Origin of the sequence: Tardibacter chloracetimidivorans, assembly GCF_001890385.1 — a bacterium.
GTDB classification, from domain to species: Bacteria; Pseudomonadota; Alphaproteobacteria; order Sphingomonadales; family Sphingomonadaceae; genus Tardibacter; species Tardibacter chloracetimidivorans.
The window spans coordinates 541,367-566,422 of record NZ_CP018221.1; the positions used below are offsets into that span (position 1 = coordinate 541,367).

General features: G+C 63.9%; 26 protein-coding genes. 14 read left to right on the forward strand and 12 right to left on the reverse strand.

Annotated features, from left to right (window positions below; genetic code table 11):
- Positions 1-122: 122 nt before the first annotated feature.
- The gene (gene ppsA, locus BSL82_RS02785) at positions 123-2,504 is read left to right on the forward strand and encodes a phosphoenolpyruvate synthase (protein WP_072595936.1); all 2,382 of its coding nucleotides are present in this window, start codon (positions 123-125) and stop codon (positions 2,502-2,504) included.
- Here the strand turns inward: ppsA and BSL82_RS02790 are convergent.
- A complete protein-coding gene (locus BSL82_RS02790; protein ID WP_072595937.1) occupies positions 2,501-2,899 on the reverse strand; it encodes a hypothetical protein in 399 nt (132 codons plus the stop codon). The two genes, ppsA and BSL82_RS02790, sit on opposite strands and share 4 nt — an antisense overlap.
- Before the next feature lie 49 nt (positions 2,900-2,948).
- Between BSL82_RS02790 and BSL82_RS21525 the strand changes: the two genes are divergently transcribed.
- Positions 2,949-3,278, forward strand: coding sequence for a PfkB family carbohydrate kinase (locus BSL82_RS21525; protein WP_226998600.1), 330 nt, complete (start codon positions 2,949-2,951; stop codon positions 3,276-3,278).
- Positions 3,279-3,326: 48 nt separating this feature from the next.
- Here BSL82_RS21525 and BSL82_RS02800 read toward each other — a convergent pair whose 3' ends face one another.
- A complete protein-coding gene (locus BSL82_RS02800; protein WP_158010636.1) occupies positions 3,327-3,905 on the reverse strand; it encodes a murein L,D-transpeptidase catalytic domain family protein in 579 nt (192 codons plus the stop codon).
- Positions 3,906-4,063: 158 nt separating this feature from the next.
- On the opposite strand from BSL82_RS02800, the gene BSL82_RS20895 reads away from it, so the two are divergent.
- The 4 genes from BSL82_RS20895 to BSL82_RS20285 all read left to right on the forward strand — a co-directional run bounded on the left by BSL82_RS20895 (position 4,064) and on the right by BSL82_RS20285 (position 6,683).
- Positions 4,064-4,270: a hypothetical protein gene (locus tag BSL82_RS20895; protein WP_158010637.1), complete on the forward strand. Its 207-nt coding sequence runs from the start codon at positions 4,064-4,066 to the stop codon at positions 4,268-4,270.
- Positions 4,271-4,479: 209 nt separating this feature from the next.
- Entirely contained in the window at positions 4,480-4,983 is a 504-nt protein-coding gene (locus tag BSL82_RS02805) for an Hsp20/alpha crystallin family protein (protein WP_072595939.1), read from the forward strand.
- A 156-nt stretch (positions 4,984-5,139) separates the two neighbouring features.
- On the forward strand, positions 5,140-6,537 hold the full coding sequence (locus tag BSL82_RS02810; RefSeq protein ID WP_083579003.1) for a bifunctional aminoglycoside phosphotransferase/ATP-binding protein: 1,398 nt from the start codon (positions 5,140-5,142) through the stop codon (positions 6,535-6,537).
- The gene (locus BSL82_RS20285) at positions 6,534-6,683 is read left to right on the forward strand and encodes a hypothetical protein (RefSeq protein ID WP_158010638.1); all 150 of its coding nucleotides are present in this window, start codon (positions 6,534-6,536) and stop codon (positions 6,681-6,683) included. The genes BSL82_RS02810 and BSL82_RS20285 overlap by 4 nt, the downstream gene beginning before the upstream one ends.
- A gap of 18 nt (positions 6,684-6,701) precedes the next feature.
- Here BSL82_RS20285 and BSL82_RS02815 read toward each other — a convergent pair whose 3' ends face one another.
- Positions 6,702-7,370, reverse strand: a complete 669-nt coding sequence (locus BSL82_RS02815) for a phosphoribosyltransferase (RefSeq protein WP_072595941.1) — start codon at positions 7,368-7,370, stop codon at positions 6,702-6,704.
- 14 nt (positions 7,371-7,384) lie between these two features.
- Positions 7,385-8,194: a universal stress protein gene (locus BSL82_RS02820; RefSeq protein ID WP_072595942.1), complete on the reverse strand. Its 810-nt coding sequence runs from the start codon at positions 8,192-8,194 to the stop codon at positions 7,385-7,387.
- Positions 8,195-8,347: 153 nt separating this feature from the next.
- Between BSL82_RS02820 and BSL82_RS02825 the strand changes: the two genes are divergently transcribed.
- Positions 8,348-9,496 (forward strand): L,D-transpeptidase family protein, encoded by a 1,149-nt coding sequence (locus BSL82_RS02825; protein ID WP_158010639.1) that lies wholly within the window; start codon positions 8,348-8,350, stop codon positions 9,494-9,496.
- 8 nt (positions 9,497-9,504) lie between these two features.
- Here BSL82_RS02825 and BSL82_RS02830 read toward each other — a convergent pair whose 3' ends face one another.
- Genes BSL82_RS02830 through BSL82_RS02845 form a run of 4 tightly spaced genes read right to left on the reverse strand, consistent with a single transcriptional unit; the run spans position 9,505 to position 13,146 of the window.
- Positions 9,505-10,500, reverse strand: a complete 996-nt coding sequence (locus BSL82_RS02830; protein WP_072595944.1) for a zinc-dependent alcohol dehydrogenase family protein — start codon at positions 10,498-10,500, stop codon at positions 9,505-9,507.
- On the reverse strand, positions 10,500-10,916 hold the full coding sequence (locus tag BSL82_RS02835; protein ID WP_083579005.1) for a response regulator: 417 nt from the start codon (positions 10,914-10,916) through the stop codon (positions 10,500-10,502). The genes BSL82_RS02830 and BSL82_RS02835 overlap by 1 nt, the downstream gene beginning before the upstream one ends.
- A gap of 57 nt (positions 10,917-10,973) precedes the next feature.
- The gene (fixJ, locus tag BSL82_RS02840; RefSeq protein WP_072595945.1) at positions 10,974-11,603 is read right to left on the reverse strand and encodes a response regulator FixJ; all 630 of its coding nucleotides are present in this window, start codon (positions 11,601-11,603) and stop codon (positions 10,974-10,976) included.
- Complete coding sequence (locus BSL82_RS02845) at positions 11,593-13,146, reverse strand: PAS domain-containing sensor histidine kinase (RefSeq protein ID WP_072595946.1); 1,554 nt, start codon at positions 13,144-13,146, stop codon at positions 11,593-11,595. The genes fixJ and BSL82_RS02845 overlap by 11 nt, the downstream gene beginning before the upstream one ends.
- 209 nt (positions 13,147-13,355) lie before the next feature.
- Here BSL82_RS02845 and BSL82_RS02850 point away from each other — a divergent pair, with 209 nt between their 5' ends.
- From BSL82_RS02850 to BSL82_RS02875, 6 genes are all read left to right on the forward strand, one after another.
- Positions 13,356-14,699, forward strand: a complete 1,344-nt coding sequence (locus BSL82_RS02850) for an erythromycin esterase family protein (protein WP_072595947.1) — start codon at positions 13,356-13,358, stop codon at positions 14,697-14,699.
- Between the two features lie 289 nt (positions 14,700-14,988).
- Positions 14,989-15,867, forward strand: coding sequence for an MBL fold metallo-hydrolase (locus BSL82_RS02855; protein ID WP_226998684.1), 879 nt, complete (start codon positions 14,989-14,991; stop codon positions 15,865-15,867).
- Positions 15,864-16,301, forward strand: coding sequence for a YeeE/YedE family protein (locus tag BSL82_RS02860; RefSeq protein ID WP_072595949.1), 438 nt, complete (start codon positions 15,864-15,866; stop codon positions 16,299-16,301). The genes BSL82_RS02855 and BSL82_RS02860 overlap by 4 nt, the downstream gene beginning before the upstream one ends.
- A gap of 1 nt (position 16,302) precedes the next feature.
- Complete coding sequence (locus BSL82_RS02865; protein ID WP_072595950.1) at positions 16,303-16,752, forward strand: YeeE/YedE family protein; 450 nt, start codon at positions 16,303-16,305, stop codon at positions 16,750-16,752.
- Positions 16,753-16,757: 5 nt separating this feature from the next.
- On the forward strand, positions 16,758-18,335 hold the full coding sequence (locus BSL82_RS02870; RefSeq protein WP_072595951.1) for a bifunctional protein tyrosine phosphatase family protein/NAD(P)/FAD-dependent oxidoreductase: 1,578 nt from the start codon (positions 16,758-16,760) through the stop codon (positions 18,333-18,335).
- A 5-nt stretch (positions 18,336-18,340) separates the two neighbouring features.
- Positions 18,341-20,113, forward strand: a complete 1,773-nt coding sequence (locus tag BSL82_RS02875) for a SulP family inorganic anion transporter (protein ID WP_072595952.1) — start codon at positions 18,341-18,343, stop codon at positions 20,111-20,113.
- A 129-nt stretch (positions 20,114-20,242) separates the two neighbouring features.
- Here the strand turns inward: BSL82_RS02875 and folK are convergent, their stop codons facing one another.
- A complete protein-coding gene (gene folK, locus BSL82_RS02880; RefSeq protein WP_072595953.1) occupies positions 20,243-20,749 on the reverse strand; it encodes a 2-amino-4-hydroxy-6-hydroxymethyldihydropteridine diphosphokinase in 507 nt (168 codons plus the stop codon).
- Between the two features lie 23 nt (positions 20,750-20,772).
- Between folK and BSL82_RS02885 the strand changes: the two genes are divergently transcribed.
- A complete protein-coding gene (locus BSL82_RS02885) occupies positions 20,773-21,486 on the forward strand; it encodes a uracil-DNA glycosylase (protein WP_083579006.1) in 714 nt (237 codons plus the stop codon).
- Between the two features lie 9 nt (positions 21,487-21,495).
- Here BSL82_RS02885 and aguB read toward each other — a convergent pair whose 3' ends face one another.
- The 3 genes from aguB to BSL82_RS02900 are packed head-to-tail and all read right to left on the reverse strand — an operon-like array spanning position 21,496 to position 25,021.
- A complete protein-coding gene (gene aguB, locus BSL82_RS02890; RefSeq protein ID WP_072595954.1) occupies positions 21,496-22,347 on the reverse strand; it encodes an N-carbamoylputrescine amidase in 852 nt (283 codons plus the stop codon).
- Between the two features lie 9 nt (positions 22,348-22,356).
- Positions 22,357-23,346: an agmatine deiminase family protein gene (locus BSL82_RS02895; protein ID WP_072598566.1), complete on the reverse strand. Its 990-nt coding sequence runs from the start codon at positions 23,344-23,346 to the stop codon at positions 22,357-22,359.
- Between the two features lie 13 nt (positions 23,347-23,359).
- Positions 23,360-25,021, reverse strand: a complete 1,662-nt coding sequence (locus BSL82_RS02900) for a M28 family metallopeptidase (RefSeq protein ID WP_072595955.1) — start codon at positions 25,019-25,021, stop codon at positions 23,360-23,362.
- Positions 25,022-25,056: the final 35 nt, after the last annotated feature.

The window sequence follows — 25,056 nt, forward strand, 5'->3', positions numbered from 1 at the left end:
CAATCCGAAGGCCCGCCCTGTATGATGGTCGTTGCGGCAAGGTTGATGGAGCGCCAGGGCGAGCGCAACCTGTGCCGGGACTCGTCCGATGCGCCGATGCGCCGCACCAGCCGGAGGGTGGAATGGAACAGCAGTCCGTAATCTGGTTCGACCAAATCGGTATTGGCGACGTCGCTGCGGTCGGCGGGAAGAACGCCTCACTGGGCGAGATGATCGTCGCACTTTCCTCCGCAGGGGTTCGCGTTCCTGCGGGTTTCGCCACCACGGCCGCCGCCTATCGCGAGTTCGTTTCGGCCAATGATCTGGAGCCCGATATTCGCAGCCATCTGGAGGCCTATCGTGCGGGAAAGACCAGCCTTGCGGAGGCTGGCCGGGCGATCCGCGGCCGCTTTCTCGACAGCGCATTTCCATCCGCCATCGCCGACCGGATAAGCGCCGCCTATGAGGAGCTGGGCGAAAGGCTGCGCCTGCCCGATCCGGCAACCGCCGTTCGCAGCAGCGCCACCGCCGAGGACCTGCCCGACGCCAGCTTTGCCGGCCAGCAGGAGACGTTTCTGAACGTCCGGGGCCGGCGGGCGCTGCTTGACGCATGCCGCCGCTGCTATGCATCGCTCTTCACCGACCGGGCGATCAGCTACCGCGAGGCCAAGGGCTTCGACCATATGGACGTGGCCCTTTCGATCGGCGTGCAGCAGATGGTGCGGTCCGACCTTTCAGGGTCGGGCGTGATGTTCTCCATCGATACCGAGACCGGCTTTCCGCATGCGGCGGTGATCAGCGCCGCCTGGGGTCTTGGCGAAATGGTCGTCCAGGGCAGCGTCAATCCGGACAAATATATGGTCTTCAAACCGCTGCTCCAGACGGACGGCGCGCGGCCCATCATCGAAAAGACCAGGGGCGGCAAGGCGCTGAAGATGGTCTATGCCGAAGGCGGCAGCAGGCGCACCCGGATCGTCGATACGAGCGCGGCCGAGCGGGAGAGCTTCGTCCTTGATGACGAGGACATTCTCCAGCTGGCCCGCTGGGCGGTGCTGATCGAGCAGCACTACGGCCGCCCGATGGACATGGAATGGGCAAAGCATGGCGAGACCGGGGAGCTTTACATCGTCCAGGCGCGGCCGGAGACGGTGCAGGCGACGGGCAGCGCCACCGCTTTCAGACACTATCGGCTGAAGGAGAAGGGAAAGGTCCTCGCCACGGGGGCCGCGATCGGAAGCGCGATTGCATCGGGCCGGGCCTGCGTGATCCGCAGCGCCGCCGACATTGCCGATTTCCAGGACGGCGCGGTTCTGGTCACCGAAGCGACCGATCCCGACTGGGTTCCGATCATGAAGCGCGCTGCCGGAATCGTGACGGATCATGGCGGAACCACCAGCCATGCGGCGATCGTCAGCCGTGAACTGGGGGTAGCGGCCATCGTCGGCACGGGCGACGCGAGCAGCGTCATCGGCGACGGGCAGGACATCACGTTATCCTGCGCCGAGGGCGATACCGGGACGGTTTATGAGGGCCTGCTGGGCTTCGACCAGTCGGAGATCGACGTGGGGTCCCTGCCCGACACCCGCACCGACGTGATGGTGAACATCGCCAATCCGGCGGCGGCGTTTCAATGGTGGCGTCTCCCGGCGCGCGGCGTGGGCCTCGCCCGGATGGAGTTCATCATCAACGCGCTGATCAAGGCGCATCCGATGGCGCTCATCCATCCGGAGCGGACCAGCGCCGAAGACCAGCGCCGCATCCGCGAACTGACGCGCGGCCATGACACACCCGCCGATTATTTCGTCGATACGCTGGCGAGGGGCATCGCAAGGCTGGCCACCCCCTATCATCCTTACCCGGCGATCGTCCGGCTGAGCGATTTCAAGACCAATGAATATGCCCATCTGATCGGCGGATCAGTGTTCGAGCCGGAGGAAGAGAATCCGATGCTCGGCTTCAGGGGCGCTTCCCGCTATTATGACGACCGCTATCGTGAAGGCTTCGCGCTTGAATGCCGTGCGCTGAAGCGGGTCCGCGAAACGCTGGGCTTCACCAATGTCGTCATCATGGTGCCGTTCTGCCGCACGCCGGAGGAGGCAGACCGCGTGCTGGAGAAAATGGCGAAAAACGGCCTTCGCCGGGGCGAGAATGGCCTTCAGGTCTATATGATGTGCGAAATACCGTCCAACGTCGTGCTGGCCGAAGAGTTCGCGACGCGGTTCGACGGCTTTTCGATCGGGTCCAACGACCTGACCCAGCTTGTGCTTGGCGTGGACCGGGACTCGGGCATCCTCGCCCAGCTGTTTGACGAGCGGAACCCGGCCGTCACCCGGATGATCGCCGAGGCGATCCGCAAGGCGCACGAAGCCGGGATCAAGATCGGAATCTGTGGTCAGGCGCCTAGCAACTATCCGGAGTTCGCCCGCTTCCTTGTGGGCGAAGGCATAGATTCCATTTCGCTGAACCCCGACAGCTTCGTCGCCACGATCGCCGAGATCGCGCGCGCCGAAACCGCGCCCGGCTAGGGCGTCTTTGCTGAGGCGCGTTGCACGTCCTGTCGCCAGCGTTCGGTCGCGGCGCGGTGCCTGGCGAGCGCCTCCTCATAGAGTTGCCGTTCGATGCGCGCCCGTGCGACCGCTTCTTCATGCTCGCGCCGCGCCGCCTCCCCCTTCGCTTCGGCCGCCGCGAGGCGCGCTGCGGTCTGGCGATTGAGATCGCGGACCTGACGGTGCTCGATCACCTCGATATCGGCCGTGCCGTCGACGACCGCGCTTTCCTCGATCTCCACCTTCTCGACCGCGCTCGCTCGCCGCTCTCCGACAACCTCGACGGGAAGCGATTGCGCGTGCGCAGACTGGGCGGCGAAGATCAGCGTCGCCAGGATCAGGCCGTTGGACTTGTGATCGGACGTCAGCCGCATGATGTGGGTCCTGTGTCGGTTGAGGCGGTTTTCAATTCTGCACCCGAGGATGCCATTGTCAAAACAGCCAGATCTATCGAGGCGATATTCCGATAACGAAGATTATAACCCTGACGTTGAGTCCGGCAATCGATGGAGCCCCGGAAGCGCAAAAGGCGCGGCACACGCACAAGACGCGCATGACGAGGGAGACCGGGGCGACGGCTTCGTCGGCGCAATGACCCACGGCTTTGCGCAAGGATGGAGCGCCGAAGACGCCTTCAGGCTCGGCAGGGCGGCAGGAACGGCCGCAGTGATGACTCCCGGCACCGGCCTTTGCCACCGGAAGGACATCGAGCATTATTTTGAGATGCTCGTACCGGTCACCGGACAATCGTGACTATGGCCGATCACGGGACAAGCGCATGAACATCTGCCTGGCTCCGGTTCATGCGGGCTTGGCCGCGTAGATCATCCGACCGGCTTTCAGGCGGGACATCACCGCGCTCAGATCAGCCTCATCAAAAGCAAAGCAGCCCTCGCTCCGCCCAAGCTTACCGTGATCGTCGATCATTTTGTGGCTGACATACCATGCCGAATGGATGACGATTGCACGCACGGCGGCGTTGCTGTTGTCAGGATCAAGACCGGTCAACCGTTGTGAAAGGCCGTGCTGTCCCTGATAATCCGAGCCCGTCAGATACGCGCCCGAGGATGTCGCGCTCGAGCCGGGCAAGTTGGAGAACCGTTGCAGCCACCCCTGGTGCGCCGGGTCCGAGCCGCGGCCGTGCGCGACCAGAAACGAGCGGCTTTGCCCATCTTCCAGATTCACGATGTGAAAACGGGGCTTCCACGAAGGCAGGGAAAAATCGGCAATGCCGATATAGTCCCGGTGCTGAATCACCGCGCGATGACGGTCGAATGCATTCAGCGCGTCGTCCAATAGCCCGGGCGATATTCCACGCGCTTTGGTGATCGTCGAAGCCGCCGACGGGGGGGATATTCCAATGGCCACGGCCGTCGCCATGCCCGCCAATATTTGGCGTCGCGAAATCAATGGTCTGTCCAACAGAAGCGCTTTCAATCCCATGCAAGTGTAGAAAACGATCCCGTTCGCGGGTCGTCTGAAAGAAAGATCATACACCTATTTTGGCGAAAACGCCATTGGCGGGGCTCAATACGGGATTGGCGCGTGGGGACATATTGCTGCAGGTGACAGCAGCCGGATTGTGCACCGCCTATCTCAACCAGCCTGTCGAAGTGCCTGCGCCGCGTCTCCGCCTGCGGGAGTTCGGCGTCTCCGGCTTTCCCCAAAACAGATTGAGGCTTGGATATGGTCCGGAAGTTCCTCACGCGCAGCGACGGGAACTGCGTCATGTGATCTGCGGTTGAACGGATCGGGTCGACGCAACGAAACTTCACCAAGCGATCTTCGGAACTATCCTTGAAAATCAAGCGACAACTTCACTCACAGGCTCGCTGGTCTTTCGTCGCATAGGTAGATTTGCGAATAGAGCTTCTTCCCCCCGTGCCGGTAACTTGAAACCTCCTCGCTCCACGGCGGCGTGCCGGCGAGAAGAACCCAACCGGAGGAAAGCATCATGAACGAGATGACCAAGGCTCCTGCAAGCAAATCTCAGTCTCCCCTATCCATCTTCGATCGGCCATTGGGCGAGCCGTTGGGCTGGCTTCGCACGGAAATCGACCGGCTCTTCGATGATTTCGGTCGCCCCACGCGGAGTGTCTTCAATTTTGGCCAGCGTGGTCTCGCCCCCGTCCCCGCGCTGGACATGGTGGATGATGAAAAGGCGTACCGCCTGACTGCCGAACTTCCTGGTCTTGCGGAGAAGGACATCGACATCAGCGTTGCCGATGGCGTCCTCCGTATTTCGGGCGAAAAGAAGGAAGAAACCGAGCGCAAGGAAAAGGGCTTCTTGTTCAGCGAGCGCCGTTACGGCGCGTTCGAGCGTGACGTTCCGCTACCCAGCGACGTGAATCCCGATGCGATCAAGGCTCAGTTCAAGGACGGAGTGCTGACCGTAACCCTTGCAAAGGACGAGAAAGCGGCGGCGCACACTCGCAAGATCACAGTCGAAAAGGCATGAACACCTCCCCCCCGCATCCGTCCTGAAGCTGCCCCGGCAGATCGTCAGGCGGATGCGGTTTCCTTTATCGAAACCGGCGGGCTGGGCGGCGATGTAGCGCAACGGATCGATACTCATGCCGCCTCCATCTTCCTGGTCGGCGATCGCGCCTGGAAGATGAAGCGCGCCGTCCATCTCGACTATCTGGATTTTTCAAGGCTGGAGCTTCGAAAGGCCGCTCTCGAGACCGAATTGCGGCTCAACAGGCGAACCGCATCCGCGCTCTATATCGCCGTGCATGCAATCACCAGCGACGTAGATGGCGGGCTCGCTCTCGACGGCGAAGGGCGTCCGGTCGAATGGTTGCTCGAGATGCTGCGTTTTCCGGACGATGCGCGGCTGGACAGGCACATCGCCGCCAACCCGCTGCCGCCGGCCGTGCTGCGGAGGCTCGGCGACAGAATCCACAGCTTTCACGCATCGGTAGAGGTGAGCAGTTCCCCCGGCGCCGCTCTCGCCCTTCTGGAGGTTATCGAGGGCAATGTCTCAAGCATGCGGAAGTTTCCCGACATTCTGGACCGCACCCTCGTCCGCGATCTTGCCGGTCAGCATCGCACCTTGTGGCGAAGCCTTGCGCCGTTGCTGGAAGAGCGGCGGCGGATGGGGCGCGTCCGTCATGGGCATGGCGATCTGCACCTCACCAACATCGCGATGATCGACGGCGAGGCGGTTCCGTTCGATTGTCTGGAGTTCAGCCCCGATCTAGCGACGGTCGATGTGCTGTACGATCTGGCGTTTCTTCTGATGGACCTTTGGCATTACGGATGTCGGAAGGAAGCGAACCTTGTCTTCAACCGCTATTTCGACCTTTCACCGGAGGACGAGGCAGGCTTGCCGCTGCTGCCCTTGTTCCTTTCGATGCGCGCGGCGGTGCTCACCCATGTCCTTGCGCTTCAGGCGCAGGGGGCAGGAAACAAGGAGCTTGCCGCACAGGCGCAGGCCTATCTGAGGCTCGCGTCCGAACTGGTCGAGCCGGTCGAGCCCCGGCTCGTCGCCATTGGCGGCCTTTCAGGTTCGGGCAAGTCGACCCTGGCGGCGTCGCTTGCGCATGAGCTTGGCAGGGCTCCCGGCGCACGCATATTCCGCAGCGACGTGTTGCGGAAGCGCTTGGCGGGTGTTGCTCCCGAAACATCGCTTGATGAAAGTCGCTATTCGCTGGCGGCCAATGCTCAGGCTTACGGGCTGCTGCGCTCGCTCACGGTCGACGCGCTGGGGCATGGACATTCAGCCGTCGCCGATGCGGTGTTCGCAAGGCAGCCCGAACGAAAAGCCATAGAGGCGGTAGCCGGAGATACTGGTACGACCTTCACCGGTATATGGTTGGCGACGGAAGAAGAACGGCGTGTCGAACGCGTTCTTGCCCGCACAAGCGACGCATCCGATGCCGACGTCATAATTGCGCGGACGCAGTCTGCATACGCCATCGGGCGGCTGGACGGCTGGGTCTCCATCGATGCCTCGGGCGCTTTTGAAAGGACGCTTGAAGCCGCGCGGCTGTCGCTGAGGCTGATATGACCGGAGAGCGACGCGGGAAGATGCTGGTGGGCGCGGGCCTGCTCGGGCTGGTCGCGCTCTGCTCTATTGGCATCCTGATCGCGCTCGGTCGCTGGCCCGGCTTCTGGGTGATGGTCAACACCCTGCTGCAAGCCCGCCAGGGGTGACCATGACGGGGGAGCCGGTCATCGGGCTGCGGCGCTTCCCGCCTTCTCCAGCCGGGCTTGTTGCAGCAGCCGCACGACCTCTTCATCGCTGGTCTGGTCGAAATAGCCGTAATGCGCGCCGACCGCGAAAAAGGGTGCGGGCTCGGCCAGGCAGACAAGCTCGTCGCATTCCTGTCTAAGCTTTGCCAGCATGTCCGGTGGGCCAACCGGCACCGCCAGTATCAGCCTTGCCGGACCAAGCTTGCGCAGGCCTTTGAGCGCGGCCCGGACGGTGCCCCCCGTCGCGATGCCGTCGTCCACCAGGATCACGGTGCGCCGGGCGACGTCGATCGGCGGGATGCCGTGCATGTATATCTCGCGCCGCCGTGTGATTTCGGCGAGCTGCCGCTGCATTTCCGCGTGCAGATAATTGGGGCTGGGGGCGAGATCGCGAACGATATCCTCGTTGAGGACGAGCTGCGGGTCGGCACCGTCGACGACCGCGCCCAATCCAAGTTCCTCATGACCGGGCGCGCCCAGCTTTCTGACGAACAGCAGATCGAGATCCGCTTTCAGCGCGGTTGCGATCTCGAATGCGACGGGAACGCCGCCACGGGGCAAGGCCAGAACAAGCGGATGCTCGTTCGCAAGATGCCGAAGTCGGCGCGCAAGCTGTTGCCCTGCGTCCTGTCTGTCACGAAAGATCATCGCTCACCTTCCAATCACCGGCCAATGAACAGTGGCACAGGCGAATCTCTCAACAGGAGTCGGGTGACGCCACCAAACAGGCTTTCCCTGATCCGCCCATGTCCATAAGCGCCCATCACGCAATATGCGGGCTCGATAGACCGGCAGTAGGCCAGCAATCTCTCGCCATCGCTGCCGCCGTCGACTGAAGCATCCTGGCGCTCGATCCTAGCGTGAATGCCGTGGCGCGACAGATAGGCCGCCGCCTCTTCGGCGGTTTCGCCTTCGGCCTCGCCGATCTGGAGTATCTTGACGCCGGCCGCGAGCGAGAGAAGCGGAACCGCCGCCCGCAGCGTCTCGGCCACAGGGGGCGAGCCGTTCCACGCGACCAGCGCCTCGCCGGTGACGTCCAGCTTTTTGGTGGCGGGCGGCACCGCAAGCACCGGCTTGCCGCTTTCCGTGACCACAGAGGAGATGATCCACCTCATGTCCGGCCCCGAACCGGAGGGCAAGGCGGTGTTGAGCACCAGCACATCCACAAGGTTTGAAGCCTCGATCAGAAGAGGCGCCATGTCACCCACGCCATTCCGCCAGTTCCAGGCGATATCTTCAACCGTCAGCCGCGCCTTGATCTTCCTTTCATTTGCAGCTTCGGTTTCGCGCGTGTCCTCCAGCAGCATTGCCTGGGCCTGCGCCGCTCCGAACTCGGCCCCGACAAGCACCGGCACCTGAACAACATCCATGCAGAACAAATGGCCGGACAAGGCGCGGGTCAGGTCAAGCGCGCATTGAAGCCTGGCTTCCTGGCCGGAATCGTCATGAACCAGAAGCAGCACGTTCTTCATCTTCGTCTCCCTCGAATATCCTTTCGGAGTCGAGGGCGATGTTGGACCGGAATGGCAATGCGTTCATTAAGGAACATTACGAGGGTCCTGACCCTAGCCACTTCGGGAAAGTCCCTATTGTCCACGGTATCGCGGACAGCGATAAACCTGCCGATGAAAAGAACTTTTCTGCTTCTGCTCGCCCTTCTCCTCCCTGCCGCCGCCGCTGCCGGTACGCCTCACTGGAATGGCGAACAAGTGCGGCAGCTTCTCGGCCGCCTCCAATCCTCCGGCAGTGAAGGGCTTGAGCCGGCGGCAAGGGAGGCGGGCAAGGTGCGCGCCGCCCTCGCGCAGCATGATTCCGGACTGGTCGATCAGGCCGCCACGGCCGCGGCCGTCCGTCTGCTCAAGGCCCATCGGACAGGATGCTGTCAGGATGAGGCCCCCGCCTATTGGAGGATCGGACAAGAGAAGCGACAAGATGCCGAGGCGGCGGTCGCCGACGCGGTCGGGCGGGGTGAAATCGACGCGTTGTTCGCCGAGGCGCGGCCGATCCATCCCGATTATCTGGCGCTGGCGCGCGCCTATGCGTCCGAGACCGATCCCGACCGCCGCGCCGCTATTGCCGCGAACCTCGATCGCTGGCGCTGGATGCCCCGGGCGCTCGGCGCACGTTATCTGGTCGTCAATGCGGCTGCTTTCGAGGCGACGCTGTGGCAGAACAACCAGCGCCTCGGCCGCTGGCAGGTGATCGTCGGCAAGACGAAAACACCGACGCCCGTATTTGCGGCGCAGGTCACCGGCGTAACCTTCAACCCCTGGTGGGAGATACCGGAAAGCATCGTCGCCGAAAGCGTCGGCAAGCTGGTGCGAACCAGACCCGCCGAAGCCGCCCGCAGGGGTTATGTCGTGCAGGACGGGCGTTACCGCCAGCGGCCCGGCCCCCAGAACGCCCTTGGTCGGATGAAGCTGGTGATGCCCAATCCGTACAGCATCTATTTGCACGACACGCCCGCGCAATCGCTGTTCGAACGCGATGTGCGAGCCTTCAGCCATGGATGCGTTCGGGTGGGGGATGCACTGGGCCTTGCGACCGCTCTGCTCGAAGCGCAGTCCGACTGGAACAGGAAAAAGGTGGATGCGCTTGTCGCGGCGGGCCATACGTTGACGGTGCCGCTCGACCGCCAGATTCCGGTCTATGTGACCTATTTCACCGCGGAACCGGACGATCTGGGCGGGATCAGGTTTTTCCCGGACATCTACGGCCGTGATCCGCGGCCCGTGAAGGCGGGGAGCGACGAGGACAGGTGCGCTCTCCAATAGTCATGTTCCTATCGGCCGGGGATCAGAACCGCCGCGCCCGTGAGCCGTCCGGACCTCAGCCGCTCCAGCGCGATATTCGCTTCTTCAAGCGCGAATGTTTCCGTGACCGTGCGGATGGGCGCCTGTTCGGCGACATCGAAGAATGACAGCCCATCGTCCCGCGTGAGGTTGGCGACCGAGACGATCTGGCGTTCACCCCACAGATCGGCATAGGGGAAGCCGGGAATATCGCTCATGTGAATGCCCGCGCACACCACCTTGCCGCCCTTGCGAACCGCCTTCAGCGCTGCGGGAACGAGGGAGCCGACCGGCGCGAATATGATCGCGGCATCCAGTTTTTCGGGCGGCAGGTCGGTCGACCCGCCCGCCCAGCGGCACCCCAGCGACCGCGCGAATTGCTGCCCGCCCTCATCGCCTTCCTTCGTGAAGGCATAGACTTCACGCCCCTGCCAGGCGACGATCTGCGCGAGGATATGCGCGGCCGCGCCAAAGCCGTAAAGTCCGATGCGTCTGCCGTCGCCTGCCATTCGCAGCGCGCGCCAGCCGATCAGGCCTGCGCAAAGCAGGGGGGCCGCCTCCACATCGGAAAAACGCGACGGCGGCGCAAAGCAGAAATGCGCGTCCGCAACGACATGGGTAGCATAGCCGCCATCCCGCGTGGCGCCGGTGAACTCCGGATGATCGCAGAGATTTTCCCGGTCCGACAGGCAATAGGGACAGACCCCGCAACTATGGCCAAGCCAGGGAACGCCGACACGTTGCCCGGGCGAAAATCCCTCGACCTCCGCGCCGACCTCAAGCACTTCTCCCACAATCTCGTGCCCCGGGATGATGGGGTAGCTGGCCGCGATCTCTCCGTCGAGCACATGCAGGTCCGTCCGGCAGACACCGCACGCCGACACCCTGATGAGCAATTCATTCCGGCCCGGCGTCGGGACCGGGCGCTGGACGCGCCGCAACGGCCTGCCCGGCGCGTCGATCTGCATCGCCGTCATGAAGCGCATCAGCCCTCTCCGGACTCGATCGTCGGTCGGGCCGTCAATCGAGAAACAGTATCCAGAAGGTGCTGTCCCCGGACAGGCTTGTCGATGATCAGTTCATAGCCGGTCAAAGCCGCCTCTGCCTCAAGCTTGGGGGAGCGATAGGCGGTGATCAGGGCCGCCCGCCCGCCCCAACCGAGAAACCGCATCTGACGGAGCAGGGAAATGCCGTCCAGCCCGGGCATCCGATAGTCGGAAATGAGGCAAAGCGCGTCGCGGTTGGTCTCATCGGCGATAAGCTCCGAGCTGGTCGCATAGGAGCGGACATCCAGATTTTGGCCCAGCAGCAGGAGCTGGAGGGAACGCCGGACGGCCGTGTCATCCTCCGCCAACAGGATCTTTGGATGCCAGAGCCCTTCATCCCGATCGATCATCAACATGCCAGTCGCGCCTCATACGCGCATACTGCCATCGGGGTGGCTCAGGTCATTACGTAGTCATACAGATGGATCGTCGTCCGCAAGGCCTGCGGCAAAGGCGATACGCAGCGCATCGGACAGGCTGCGCACCTCAAGCTTCTGCATCAGATTGGCCCGGTGCACTTCCACGGTGCGAGGCGAAATGCCCAGGTCATAGGCGATCGTCTTGTTGGGATGCCCCCGCGTCAGCCCGGCAAGCACATCGCGTTCACGGCCGGTCAGCGCAGCGATACGCACCGACGCCTCGGACGCCGCGGCGGCCTGCCTGTGCCTGTCGCGCAACCGATCGAACGCCGATTCAAGGCTCCCGAGCAACGTCGCCTTCTCGAAAGGCTTTTCGATGAAATCCACCGCCCCCTGCTTCATCGCCTGGACGGCGATCGAGATATCGCCATGGCCGGTGAAGACGATGACCGGCATCGCGACGCCACGTTCATGCAGCGCACGCTGCACCTCAAGGCCGTCAAGCTCCGGCATGCGCACGTCCAGAAGAACGCAGCCCGGCTCGGCATGCGCGACCTGCTGCAGGAAGGCCGGGCCGGATTCATAGGTGACGACGCCGTATCCCGAAGTCTTGAGAACAAAGCTCGTCGATCGGCGCAGCGATTCCTCATCGTCCACCAGATGCACGATCCCCTTACCGCTCATCGACCCCCTCCCCCTCCACGCGCGCCAGTGTGAAATGAAAAATCGAGCCGCCACCGGAGCGAGGTTCCAGCCATATCCGCCCGCCATTGGCCTCGATGATCGTCCGGCAGATGGAAAGGCCCAGCCCCATGCCCTGCGCCTTGGTGCTGACAAATGCGCGGAACAGATTCTCCGCGATCGCCTTTGGAACGCCTGGCCCACTGTCCTCGACCGAGACCCGCACGAACTGCCGGTCCTGTATGCGGCTTGATATGACGAGCTGTCGCACGGGCGAGCCACTCATCGCCTCCATCGCGTTGCGGATGAGATTGATCAGCACCTGCTGCGTCTGCACCTTGTCGACCAGAACGAGTCTGGCCGCCGGATCCAGATCGGTCCGAACCTCGACACCGCCGCCGCGCGCGCCGATCGCGCCCAGCGCGACGGCTTCCCCGATCAGCGCCGGAAGATTCTCGAGGTTCCGGCCGACTTCGCCATGGGCCACGAAATCGCGCAGACGGTGGACGATGTCGCCCGCCCTGAGCGCTTCCCTTGAGGCGTCGTCAAGCGCTTCCCTGATGAGCGCGTCAGCGTCGGGAAGCATGTCCCGTACGCCCTCGACATAATTGTTCACGGCGGTGATGGGCTGGTTCAGCTCATGCGCCAGGGTGGACGCCATCGTTCCCATTGCACTTACGCGGGCGGCATGAATGAGGCTGGCCCGCAACTCTTCCATTTTCTCCTCCGCCCGCTGCCGCTCGGTCAGGTCGCGGATAAAGCCGGTGAAGATGCGCTGATCGCTGGTCGCCTCGCCGACCGAAAGCTCCATCGGAAATGTCGTGCCGTCCCGCTTTTGGCCGGTGACCACGCGTCCGATGCCGATGATGTGCTTTTCCCCCGTACGCAGGTAGCGCTGAAGATAGCCGTCATGCTGTTCGCGGTAGGGCGAGGGCATCAGCATCGATACATTCTTGCCCACCACTTCTTCCTCGACATATCCGAACAGCCGTTCGGCGGCGGTGCTGAACGACAATATTGCGCCGTGATCGTCGATCACCACCATGGGGTCCGGCACGGTCGACAATATCGAGCGGACATGGGCCTCGCTTTGCGCCTGTCGCCGCTCGGCCGCCCTTTCCTCGGTTATGTCCCGAACGACCTTGCCATAGCCGCGCAGCCTGCCGCTATCGTCATAAAGCGGCGTGATGGTGACATGCGCCAGAAACTCCGAACCATCCTTGCGCCGCCGCCAGTCTTCCGCCGAAAAGCGCCCGAGGCGGCGCGCGGCGGCAAGGTCCTCCTGCGGCTTTCCCTGCGCAACCGCTTCCACCGGATAGAACAGGGCGGCGTCCTTTCCGATCACCTCCGCTTCCGGCCAGCCTTTCAGGCGTCTTGCGCCTTCGTTCCAGATCGTGACCTTGCCGTTTGGATCGAGCATGTAAATGGCATAGCCAAGCGCGCCGTCGATCAGAAGATTAAGCTCATCCGCGACGATATCCGGCTGGCGAATGGCTTCGCCGGCGTCGGCCTTGCTGTCGGAGAGCCGCTTCTTCGTCTCATCCATGAATCGAAACCAACTCGTCGCCAAAGCGATAGGTTAACGCGATTTGCCTTGGGTGAGTAGAGTTCATGCAGGAATGGCGAACCGGATCGCCTTTAATGTGCTTCATTTGAAAAGCCGCTATCCGGATTTGCCCTTATGGACGGCAGTCTTCCGGAGGACCATGGTCGCACAGACATTGCGGCAGCCCTTTTCCACCACAAGGCAAGCTCATGGCAAAGTCGTTCACCTATGATCGCATCGCGCGCCAGGCGCCGGCCGAACTGATCGAAGTGCTCCGCGCCCGGGCGGAGCCTTTGCCCGCACCCCAACCGGCCGAGGAGTTCGGAGCTTTTTTCGACCGCTACGGCGACGCGCGCGTGGTCCTGCTTGGCGAGGCGACGCACGGCACGTCCGAATTTTATCTGGCGCGCGCCGCGATCACGCGGCGTCTTGTCGAACGACATGGCTTCAACGTCGTGGCGGTGGAGGCCGATTGGCCGGACGCCGCGCGGATAGACGATTATGTGCGGCATCAGGCGCCGCGTCCGCGTAGGGGCGACGTCTTCGCGCGTTTCCCCACCTGGATGTGGCGCAATCAGGAAGTGCTGCAATTTGCCGACTGGCTGCGGGGCCACAACGCATCGCTGGCGGAGGGGGACCGCGTTTCCTTCAACGGTCTGGACGTGTACAGCCTGAGCGAATCGATCCACGCAGTGCTCACCTATCTGGACAAGGTCGATGCGAAGGCGGCGGAAATTGCACGGCAGCGCTATGGCTGCCTGACGCCGTGGCAGGACGAACCGGCCCATTACGGAAGGGCCGTCATGCTGGAAGGGCGCCCAAGCTGCGAGGATCGTGCGGTGGAACAGCTGCGCGCAATGCTCTCTTCCAGGCTCGACTATCTCGAGCAGGACGGCGAGAGCTGGTTCGACGCCATGCAGAACGCCCGGATCGTTCGCGCCGCCGAACGCTATTACCGTGCCATGTACCGCAGCTCGACCGAGAGCTGGAACCTGCGCGACCGGCACATGTTCGAAACGCTCCAGGCGCTTCTTGCGCATCGGGGCGATGGCGCAAAAGCGGTGGTCTGGGCCCATAACAGCCATATCGGCAATGCCGCGGCAACGGCCATGGGGTGGCAGGGCGAGTTCAACATCGGCGAGCTCTGCCGAATGGCGCATGGCGATGAAGCGGTGCTGATCGGCTTCGGCACCGATACCGGCACGGTCGCGGCGGCGAGTGACTGGGGCGCGGATATGCAGATCAAGACCGTGCGGCCGGCGCGCGCCGACAGCTACGAGCACGCTTTCCGCCGCACCGGCATCGCCCGCAGCCTGACCGACTGGCGCCACAGGGGAGGAAGCGAGTTGGTGTCGCGGCTTTCCCAGCCATTGCTGGAACGCGCGATCGGGGTTGTCTATCGGCCCGAAACCGAACGCGCGAGCCATTATTTCGAGGCGGTCATGGCCGAACAGTTCGACGCCTGGGTTTGGTTCGAGCAGACGAGCGCCGTCACGCCCCTGGGCCATGAACGCCCGCATGGAGCACCTGAAACCTGGCCCTTTGGATTGTGAAATGGTGCACGCCGCCCACAAGTGCCCTGCGCAGGTCATATCCCGCCACTGGGCCTGAAGGCGCTTCTGCGCGTTCCCGAACCTGCGAGGAGGGGCTCGTGGCGACCCGCAAGGAAGCGCAGAGCGTATATTACCGTATATGCGATCCGCGTGCGCAGCGGATACTCACGCTTCATCAAGATCTTTTTTCCGGAACTGGGCGCGAAGCTACCGGTGCCAAGCCGATTGGAGACGAGCAATGACCAACGACACCGTTATTGAGCAGGCGATCGCTCAAGTCCGGAGTGTAATGGCTGGAGATTTGCGCGCGCCACAGGTGAAGTCATTTTTCCATGAGCCGACCTTCACCGCAAGTTACGTGGTCAGTGATCCTGTCGCAAAGCGGGCGGCGATCATCGACAGCGTGTGGGACTTCGATCAGCCCTCCGGAAGGACGAGCTTCAAGTCCGCCGACGAGATCGTTGCCCATGTTCGGGAACAGGGCCTCACGGTCGACTGGATTCTCGAGACCCATGCCCATGCCGATCACCTTTCGGCCGCGCCCTATCTTCAGGAAAAGCTTGGCGGCAAGCTCGTCATCGGTCGGGAAATCGTCACCGTCCAGGGTGTGTTCGGGAAGATATTCAACGAAGGCACCGAGTTCGCGCGCGACGGTTCGCAGTTCGACCAGCTCGTTGCCGACGGCGAACAGCTGATGATAGGCGAGATCCCGCTGATCGCGCTTCACGTGCCGGGGCATACCCCTGCCGATCTCGCCTATGTGGTGGGCGACGCCGCGTTCATCGGCGACACCATGTTCATGCCCGACTATGGCTCGGCTCGCGCCGACTTCCCGGGCGGGGATGCCGCCAGGCTCTATCGCTCGGTACGTCGCCTGATGCGCCTTCCCGACAAAACCCGAGTGTTCCTGTGTCACGATTACAAGGCGCCCAATCGGGATCATTTCGTGTGGGAGACGACCATGCTCGCCCAACGCACCGCAAACGTCCACGTGCATGAAGGCGTGACCGAAGCCGAGTTCGTGGAGATGCGCACCCAGCGTGACGCGACTCTGGAGATGCCGCGCCTCATCCTGCCTTCGATCCAGGTCAACATGCGCGGCGGGCACATGCCCCAGCCCGAGGAAAACGGTGTGTCTTACCTCAAGCTGCCGGTGGACGTGCTATGATGCTCCCCGGCTTTCCCGACGCCCAGCCGCTGCACGGCCTTGCCGGCGGCGTGCTCATCGGCCTGGCCGCAGCGCTGATGCTGCTCGGCGCCGGCCGCATCGCAGGGGTGTCGGGCATTCTTGCCCGCGGCACCGGAATCGCGCCAGGCGACATGGAGATGTCCAGCGCCTGGGGATTCCTTGTCGGGCTTCCGCTGGGCGCACTCCTGATCGCTCTGACCACCCGTTGGGAGCCGGCCGATTTTGCCGCGTGGCCGGTGCTGGTGGTGGCCGGAGCGCTGGTGGGATTCGGCACCCGCATGGGCAGCGGTTGCACGAGCGGGCACGGGGTCTGCGGCGTGAGCCGATTGTCTCAGCGGTCGATCGTTGCAACCCTGTCGTTCATCGCGGCCGGTATCGTAACGGTGTTCATCCAATCGATGATCGGAGGGTGACATGTCGCTTGTAAGGAAACTTCTTCCGCCGCTCGTCTCGGGGACATTGTTCGGCGCCGGCCTCACCCTCTCCGGAATGACCAATCCTGCCCGCGTGCGGGGCTTCCTCGACGTCTTCGGCGCATGGGATCCGACGCTGGCCTTCGTCATGGGCAGCGCGGTGCTCGTGATGGCGGTGGCATGGCGAATCCGCAGCCGGATGGGGACGCCGATCTTCGCCGAGCGATTTTCGCTGCCCGACCGCAAGGATCTCGACGGACGCCTGATAACGGGTTCGATCCTGTTCGGCGTCGGCTGGGGCCTCGCGGGCCTTTGTCCCGGCCCGGCGGTTGCGTCGCTGGCCCTGTCGCCGCTCAGTGTCCTGCCTTTCGTCGTTGCCATGCTCGCGGGCATGGGCATTCAGCGGTTCATCGCTGCCAAGCCGCTGCGCCGGCAAGCAGTTCCGGAGTAAGTGGCATGAAGTTTACCAAGCTGACGTCACGCCTGAGCACCTCCCCGCAGATTCGCCCTGACGAGGTGGAAGAGATAGCTGCCGCCGGTTTCCGCTCGATCATCTGCAATCGGCCGGATGGGGAAGATCAGGGGCAACCCGCCGCGCAGGAAATCGGCGCGGCGGCGAGGCGCGGCGGCCTTGGATTTGCGCATGTTCCGGCCGTGTCGGGGTCCATTACGGGCCAGGACGGGCTTGCCATGAAGCGGGCGCTCGAGGAACTGCCTGCCCCGGTGCTGGCCTACTGCCGATCGGGAGCGCGATCCAGGAAGCTGGCGGAAATGGCGGGTGCCTGCGCCCCCCCAGACGCCGAGGGAGATACTTACGACATCGTCATCGTCGGTGGCGGCAGCGCGGGCATCGCAACTGCAGCCAGCATTCTGAGGCGCAATCCCGGGCTTAGCTTGGCAATCGTCGAGCCGAGCGAAGCGCACTATTACCAGCCCGGCTGGACAATGGTGGGCGCCGGTATCTTCAACCGGGAGTTCACCCGGCGGGCGGAAGCAAGGCTGATCCCGGAGGGCGCAAAATGGATCAAGGCGTCGGCCAGCGGATTTGCCCCTGACGAGAACAAGGTGCTGCTCTGCGATGGCAGAAACCTGTCCTACCGCGTGCTGATCGCCTGTCCGGGCATCAAGCTGGACTGGGATGCGATCCCGGGTTTGCGGGACACGCTGGGGCGCAACGGCGTCACCTCGAACTACAGCTACGATTTCGCTCCCTATACCCACCGCCTGGTAACGGAGCTCAAGGGCGGCCGCGCGCTGTTCACGCAGCCGGTCATGCCGATCAAGTGCGCTGGTGCACCACAGAAGGCCATGTACCTCTCGTGCAACATCTGGGAGCGCGCCGGAGTCCTCAAGGACATCGACGTGCAGTTCCACACCGCCGGTGCCGTGCTGTTCGGTGTGCCAATCTATGTTCCGGCGCTTATGGAATATATCGAGCGCTACGGTGCGCATCTTAACTTGGAATCCAGACTGGTCGCCATCGACGGAGAAGCCCGGATCGCAACATTTGAACAGAAGCGCGGTGATCAACTCACGCGGGTCGAAGAGCGGTTCGACATGATCCATGTCGTGCCGCCGCAAACCGCGCCCGATTTCGTGCGATCCAGTCCCCTGGCGGCCCCTTCCGGCTTCATAGAGGTGAGCGAAGCGACGTTGCGCCATCCGCGCTACCCCAATGTCTTTGCCTTGGGCGACGCCTGCTCGGCCTCCAATGCCAAGACCGCGGCGGCAGTACGCAAGCAGGCACCGGTGGTGGCGGTCAACGCCCTTGCCACGCTCGACGGCCGGGAGCCGGTGGCCGATTACGACGGCTATGGCAGCTGCCCGCTCACCGTCGAGCAGGGGAAAATCGTGCTGGCGGAGTTCGGGTACGGCGGCAAGCCGCTGCCGAGCTTCCCCACCTGGTTGATCGACGGAGCGCGGCCGTCGCGCCTTTCCTGGCTCCTCAAGAAAACGATCCTGCCGCCGGTTTACTGGCATGCGATGCTCAAGGGCCGCGAGTGGATGGTCAAGCCGCACATGATTGGCGGCTGAGATAGATGACTGGTGTGGCTCGCTACCTGCCGATGCTGGGCTGGGCGCGCGCCTATGATCGCTCGACGCTGACCAGCGATCTCGTGGCGGCTGCGATTGTCACCGTCATGCTGATACCGCAGAGCCTCGCCTACGCGATGCTCGCCGGACTTCCACCCGAGGTAGGTCTCTATGCCTCGATCGCTCCGCTGATCGCGTACGCCATTTTCGGCACCAGCCGGGCCCTTGCTGTGGGCCCGGTCGCGGTGATCTCGCTTATGACCCTGGCCGCGGCCGGGAGCGTCGCGTCGCCCGGCACGGCGGAGTTCGTTGCTGCCGCGCTCGTGCTTGCGCTGCTATCCGGCTTGATTCTGCTGCTGATGGGTGTGCTGCGGCTCGGCTTTCTTGCCAATCTGCTCTCGCATCCCGTCGTGTCGGGTTTCATCACAGCGAGCGGCATCATCATTGCGTTCAGTCAGTTCAAGTCGATCCTAGGTGTGTCCGCCTCGGGCGAGACCTTGCCCGAACTGATCGATACGCTGGTTGGCAACCTGCCTGCAACGCATCTGCCCACCCTGGCAATCGGCGTCGCTGCGACGGCCTTCCTGTTCTGGGTGCGCAAGGGGCTGAAGCCGCTGCTGGTGCGCGCAGGGATGGCTCCAAGGCCGGCAGACCTTCTCGCCAAGACCGGACCGATCGCCGCGGTGGCGGCTTCCACCCTGGCCGTGGTTGCGCTGGGGCTGGAGGAAGCGGGCGTGAAGGTCGTCGGGGAGATCCCGCAAAGCCTCCCACCCTTCACTGTGCCGCTGTTCGATGCCGAGCTGTGGGGACGATTGGCGATCCCGGCGCTTCTGCTGTCGGTGATAGGTTTTGTCGAAAGCGTCTCCGTAGCCCAGACACTCGCCGCGAAGAAGCGGCAGAGGATCGACCCGGACCAGGAACTGATCGGGCTGGGTTCCGCCAATGTCGCCGCCGCCTTCACCGGCGGCTATCCCGTCACTGGTGGCTTTGCCCGTTCTGTCGTCAACTTCGATGCCGGAGCGGAGACGCCAGCGGCCGGCGTATTCACCGCCGGCGGCATCCTGGTGGCCGCGCTGTTCCTGACACCGCTGCTTGCCTCTCTTCCTGTCGCAACGCTTGCGGCAACGATCATCGTTGCGGTGCTCAGCCTCGTCGACTTGAAAAGTCCGGCCGAGATCTGGCGCTATTCGCGAACGGACTTCGCGGCGATGATGGCGACCATTTTCATCACCCTGATTGCCGGGGTAGAATCCGGGGTGATCGCCGGTGTCGGCCTCAGCCTCGCGCTGTTTCTGTGGCGCGCGTCGCGGCCCCATGCGGCGATCGTGGGCCGGGTGCCGGAGACCGAGCATTTCCGCAACGTCAGGCGACACAAGGTCTTCACCGATCCCAGGGTGCTGACCATCCGCATCGACGAGAGCCTGACCTATTTGAACGCGCGCTGGCTGGAGGAGTTCGTGCTCGAGCAGGTGGCGGAACATGAGCAGTTGAAGCACCTCGTCCTGATGTGCTCGGCCGTGAATGCCATCGATGCCTCGGCTCTCGAGAGCCTTGAGGCGATCAACCACCGGCTTGCCGACGCCGGAGTGAGCCTGCACCTTTCGGAGGTGAAGGGTCCGGTCATGGACGCGCTCGAGCGGTCCCATCTCCTTGAAAACCTCGGGGGCAAGGTCTGGCTTTCGCAAAACGCTGCTTTCGATGCTGCTGTCGCCAGCGCCGATCGCCTCGAGGATGCGCAGCGCCCGCCTGATCTCTGGCTCGCGCGAGGGTTGATCTGACCGGGGACGGTTTTCCACGATAAAATCGCGACCGAATAGCAGCTTAAAAGTCAGTTGCTCGACCGACTGAGCTATGGGCCCGCGCCTTGTGGCGGAATGTGGGGCTTCTCGGCAGGCGATCCGGCCGGGTCAATCTCTGGATTTGCCGAGCCGCGCGAGCATCTGGCGAACGCTCAGCCCGTTCAGTGGATGGCGCCATCGCGGCGCGATTTCTGCGGCGGGGGCAAGGACGAACGCGCGCGCCGCCATGGCGCGATGGGGCACCGCCAGATGCCGCGTCGCCTTCCAGCGCAGGCGGCTCGGCCAGGCCCCGCCGGACCAGAGGATGATGTCGAGATCGAGCACCCTTGGCCCCCAGCGGCGGACGGAGCGACGCCCGAACTTGCGCTCGATCTTCTTCAGCTTGCGCAGCAGTTCGGGCGGGCTGAGGTGCGATTTCACCAGCGCCGCGGCATTCGCGAAATCCCGCCCCGCCGGGCCGAGCGCGCGCGTATGATGTGTGCCGGAAAGACGCTTCAGCTTCATGCCCTTTTTCGCCATCGCGCGGACGGCGGCGCGAACAACCGCATCCGGCCCGCCGTGGCGGACATGGCGGCGGTTGGACCCAAGCGCGATGAGATAGGTTGATCGGCTCATAGGCTACCGCCTAGACGAAGTGCATGACAACGACCAGAAACGAAATCACCGGGGCTTATGGCGCACATCTGCCATCGCGCCACAGGCCCCTGCCCAGCCCGCTTGGCGACAGCGAGCCGGATCATGACTGCCCCTTGTGCCCGCGCCTGGTGGATTTCCGCCATCAGCAGCGCACGGCCTTTCCGGACTGGTGGAACGCCCCGGTCCAGAGCTTCGGCGACCCCGACGCCTGGCTCGCCATCGTGGGGCTTGCCCCTGGCCTCCAGGGCGCAAACCGTACCGGCCGCCCCTTCACCGGCGACAGGTCCGGCCCGCTTTTCTACAACACGCTGCTGAAGGTCGGCCTTGCGACCGGGGAGTTTCAGCAGCGCGCGGACGACGGGCTGGAACTGAACGGCGCGATCATCATCAACGCGGTCAGGTGCGTGCCGCCGCAGAACAAGCCGACTCCCGAGGAGGTGCGGAACTGCCGCCCCTTCCTGGAGGCCGGGCTCGGCGCGCTGCCGAATCTGAAGGCGGTGGTGGCGCTGGGGCAGATCGCGCATCAATCCGCCGTCAAGGCGCTGGGCGGCAAGCTGCCCAAATGCCCGTTTGGTCATGGCGCGCGGCACCGCATGCCGTCGGGCGTTCTGGTTTTCGACAGCTATCACTGCTCCAGTTACAATCAGAACACGGGCAGGCTGACGCCGAAAATGTTCGAGGCCGTCTTTGCAGAGGCGATGGCCCTGAAGCCCTGAAGCGGCGCGTCAGATGTCCTGCACCAGCCGCCCGTAAAGCTCCGGCCTGCGATCACGGAAGAAGCCGAAGGCGGCGCGGTGGCGGCGCACCCGATCAAGATCGATCGTCGCGACCAGAACGCCCGTCTCCTCGCGGCCGAAGTTCTGGACATAGTCACCCCGCTCGTCGGCGATGAAGCTGTGGCCGTAGAAGGTCTGCCAGTCCTCGGTGCCGATGCGGTTGGCGGCGACCACGGGCACGACATTGGACACGCTGTGGCCCACCATCGCGCGCTGCCACATGCGGCTGGTGTCGAGGTCGGGGTCGTGCGGCTCGTTGCCGATCGCGGTGGGGAAGAACAGGATATCCGCCCCCATCAGCATCATCGCGCGCGCGGTTTCGGGATACCATTGATCCCAGCAGATGCCGACGCCGATCGTCCCGTAGCGTGTCTTCCATACCTTGAAGCCGGTATTGCCGGGCCTGAAATAGAATTTCTCCTCATAGCCCGGACCATCGGGAATATGGGACTTGCGATAGACGCCCATCACCTCGCCCTCGTCGTCGATCATGGCGAGGCTGTTGTAATGATGCGGGCCGTCCGCCTCGAAGAAGCTGGTGGGGATGTAGACCTTCAGCTCCGCCGCGAGCTTTTGCATCGCAAGCACGGCGGGATGCTCCTCCACCGGGCGGGCGCGAGCAAACAGGCCCTCGTCCTCCACCCGGCAGAAATAATGTCCCTCGAACAGTTCCGGCGGGAGGATGATCTTTGCCCCCTTGCCCGCCGCCTCGCGCACAAGAGCTGAAACGGCCTCGATATTGGCCTGGATGTCGTCCGAGAAGGCGAGTTGCAGCGCGGCGACCGTCACATCCGTAGTCATTTTCAGCCCTCAATCAATCGCAGGCATCTGCTGGGTGATGCAGTGGAAGCTGCCGCCGCCCGTCAGGATATGATCTGCTCGGAGCCCCACCGCCTTTCGCTCGGGGAAGAGGCTGCCGATCACCTCCACGGCGGCATCGTCGTTAGGCGCGCCGTAAAGCGGCACCACCACCACGCTGTTGCCGATATAGAAGTTCATATAGGACGCCGGAACCACATCGCCATCGCATATGACCCTGCCCGGCGACGGAACGCCGATCACTTTCAGGCCGAATGCCTCGGCGCGGGCGCGCGCATCTGCGAAGACGCCCGCGTTGGGATCGTCGAAGCTCGCGGCCTCGGGCAGCAGCAGAACGCCGGGGGCCGCGAAGCGGGCGAGATTGTCGACATGGCCGTCGGTGTGGTCGTTGAGCAATCCGTCACCCAGCCACAGCAGCCGTTCGATGCCCAGATCGTCGGAAAGCCGGGCCTCGATCTCCCCTTTCGACATGCCGGGATTGCGATTGGGGTTGAGCAGGCATTGTTCGGTCGTGACCGCCAGGCCGGTGCCGTCGACGTCGATCGCCCCGCCCTCGAAAATCCAGTCGGACGACCTGAGCGGCGTATGGGTCAGCCGTGCGATGGAGGCGGCGACGGTGTCGTCATTGGGCAGGTCATATTTACCGCCCCAGCCGTTGAATCCGAAATCGACGGCGGTCAGCCCCCCTTCGCCCCTGACGAAGATCGGCCCGGTGTCGCGCAGCCAGATGTCGCCGAACGGCGCGTGATGAACGTGCGCGCGGGTGCCCCGAAGCGCCGCTTCCGCATCGGCGACGGCGCTCTCGTTCGCCGCAAGCACCTCGACGATTTCCCCGCTGCCGCCGTCGTCGATCGCCCTGATGAGCGCGCCGACCTCCTCCCGCGCGGGCGCAAGATCGTCCAGCCAGAGGTCGGTGGCGGACGGCCAGGCGGTCCAGACGCTCTGGTGCGGCGACCATTCGGCGGGCTGGCGGTTCTTCAAGACAATTCCCTCATCACTGTCCGGCGCGCGATCTGTCGCGCGCGGCACGAAACTCCGCCGCCGGATACCAGTTCGGCCACTGATTGCCAGCGGCAAGCTCGCGGCCGATGGCATAATAAAGTTGCAGATCTTCGACAGCGCCCGACCAGTCCCAGTTCGCGTCATATTCGTCCTTGGGTCCGTGATAGCGGTTGGCGGTGTAATCATCCGCCGCGGCCTTGCCCGCGGCGACGCCGCCGTCGCGCAGATCCTCGCCCGCCTCGGCATAGAGCATCGGTACGCCCTGTTTTGCGAGGCTGAAATGGTCGGAGCGATAGAAATAGCCGCGCTCGGGCGTGGGCTCGGCAAGCACGACGCGGTCCTGCCGGGCGGACCAGCGTTCCAAAATGGCTTCAAGCTCCGACTTGCCCCGCCCGACGACGACCATGTCGCGCGCGCGGCCTGCCACGTTCAGCACGTCGATGTTGATGCCGCCCACCGTCTTGCCCAGCGGATAGACCGGATGTGTCGCGTAATAGTCCGATCCGATCAGCCCGGATTCCTCCGCCGTCACTGCAAGGAATACGAGCGAGCGCGCGGGCGCGCCTTCGTCGACATGCGCCTTGGCGAGCGCGACCAGCGCCGCGATGCCGCTGGCGTTGTCCAGCGCGCCGTTGCAGATGTCGTCGCCGGTCCGGTCTGCCCCGCACCGGCCCAGATGATCCCAATGCGCGGTGTAAAGCACCGTTTCGTCGGGTCGGGTCGCGCCCGGCAGCACGCCGATGACATTCTTCGACATCTGCTTGCGGATGCTGTTCTGAAGGCTGACCGACGCCTTCAGGCCAAGCGCGACAGGACGAAAGCCCTTCTGCTTGGCCGCAGCGGTCAGCGCATCCAGATCCTGCCCGGCGGCGGCAAGCAGACGCCGCGCCGCATCGTTGCTGAGCCAGCCCTGCACCGGCACATTGCTGCGGCCGTCGTCCGCGCTCTGCATGTCGAGAAGCGGCCCGCCCCAGGAGGATTGCACCACATTCCAGCCATAGGACGCGGGCTCGGTATCGTGGACGATGAACACGGCGGCGGCGCCCTGCCGGGCCGCCTCTTCGAACTTGTAGGTCCAGCGGCCGTAATAGGTCATCGCCCGGCCCTCGAAATCGCCCTGCCCCAGCGGCTGCTGCCAGTCCGGATCGTTGACGAGGACGACGACGGTCTTTCCCTTTACGTCGACATTCGCATAATCGTTCCAGCCCCGTTCCGGTGCATTTATGCCATAGCCCGCCAAGACGATGTCGGATTGCGACACCTCTACCTTCGGCACGGCGTGGCGGGTGCCCGCCATCATGTCGGTCTGATAGGCAAAGGTAAGGCGCTGGTCGCCGCCGGTGACGGTGAGGGCCGGCTTGCTCGTCGCCGTGATTTCAACCAGCGGCACGTCCTGATACCAGCTTTCGCCATTGCCCGGCTTCAGCCCCGCCGCTTCGAACTGCGCAGCGATGTAGCTGACCGTCTTATCCTCAGCCGGTGTCGCGGGCGCGCGCCCTTCAAATGCGTCCGACGAAAGCGTTTGGGTGACCGTCTTCAGCGTGGCGACGGAAATCGCCGGAAACGCTGGGACGGGCGCAGCCGCCGGAGCCGACGTATTTGCCGCCGTGCACGCGCAAAGTCCGAATGCGGCGGCAAGAACAATGGAACGCATTATACACCTCCCGGCAGTGGGCAGGCTCATGCTTG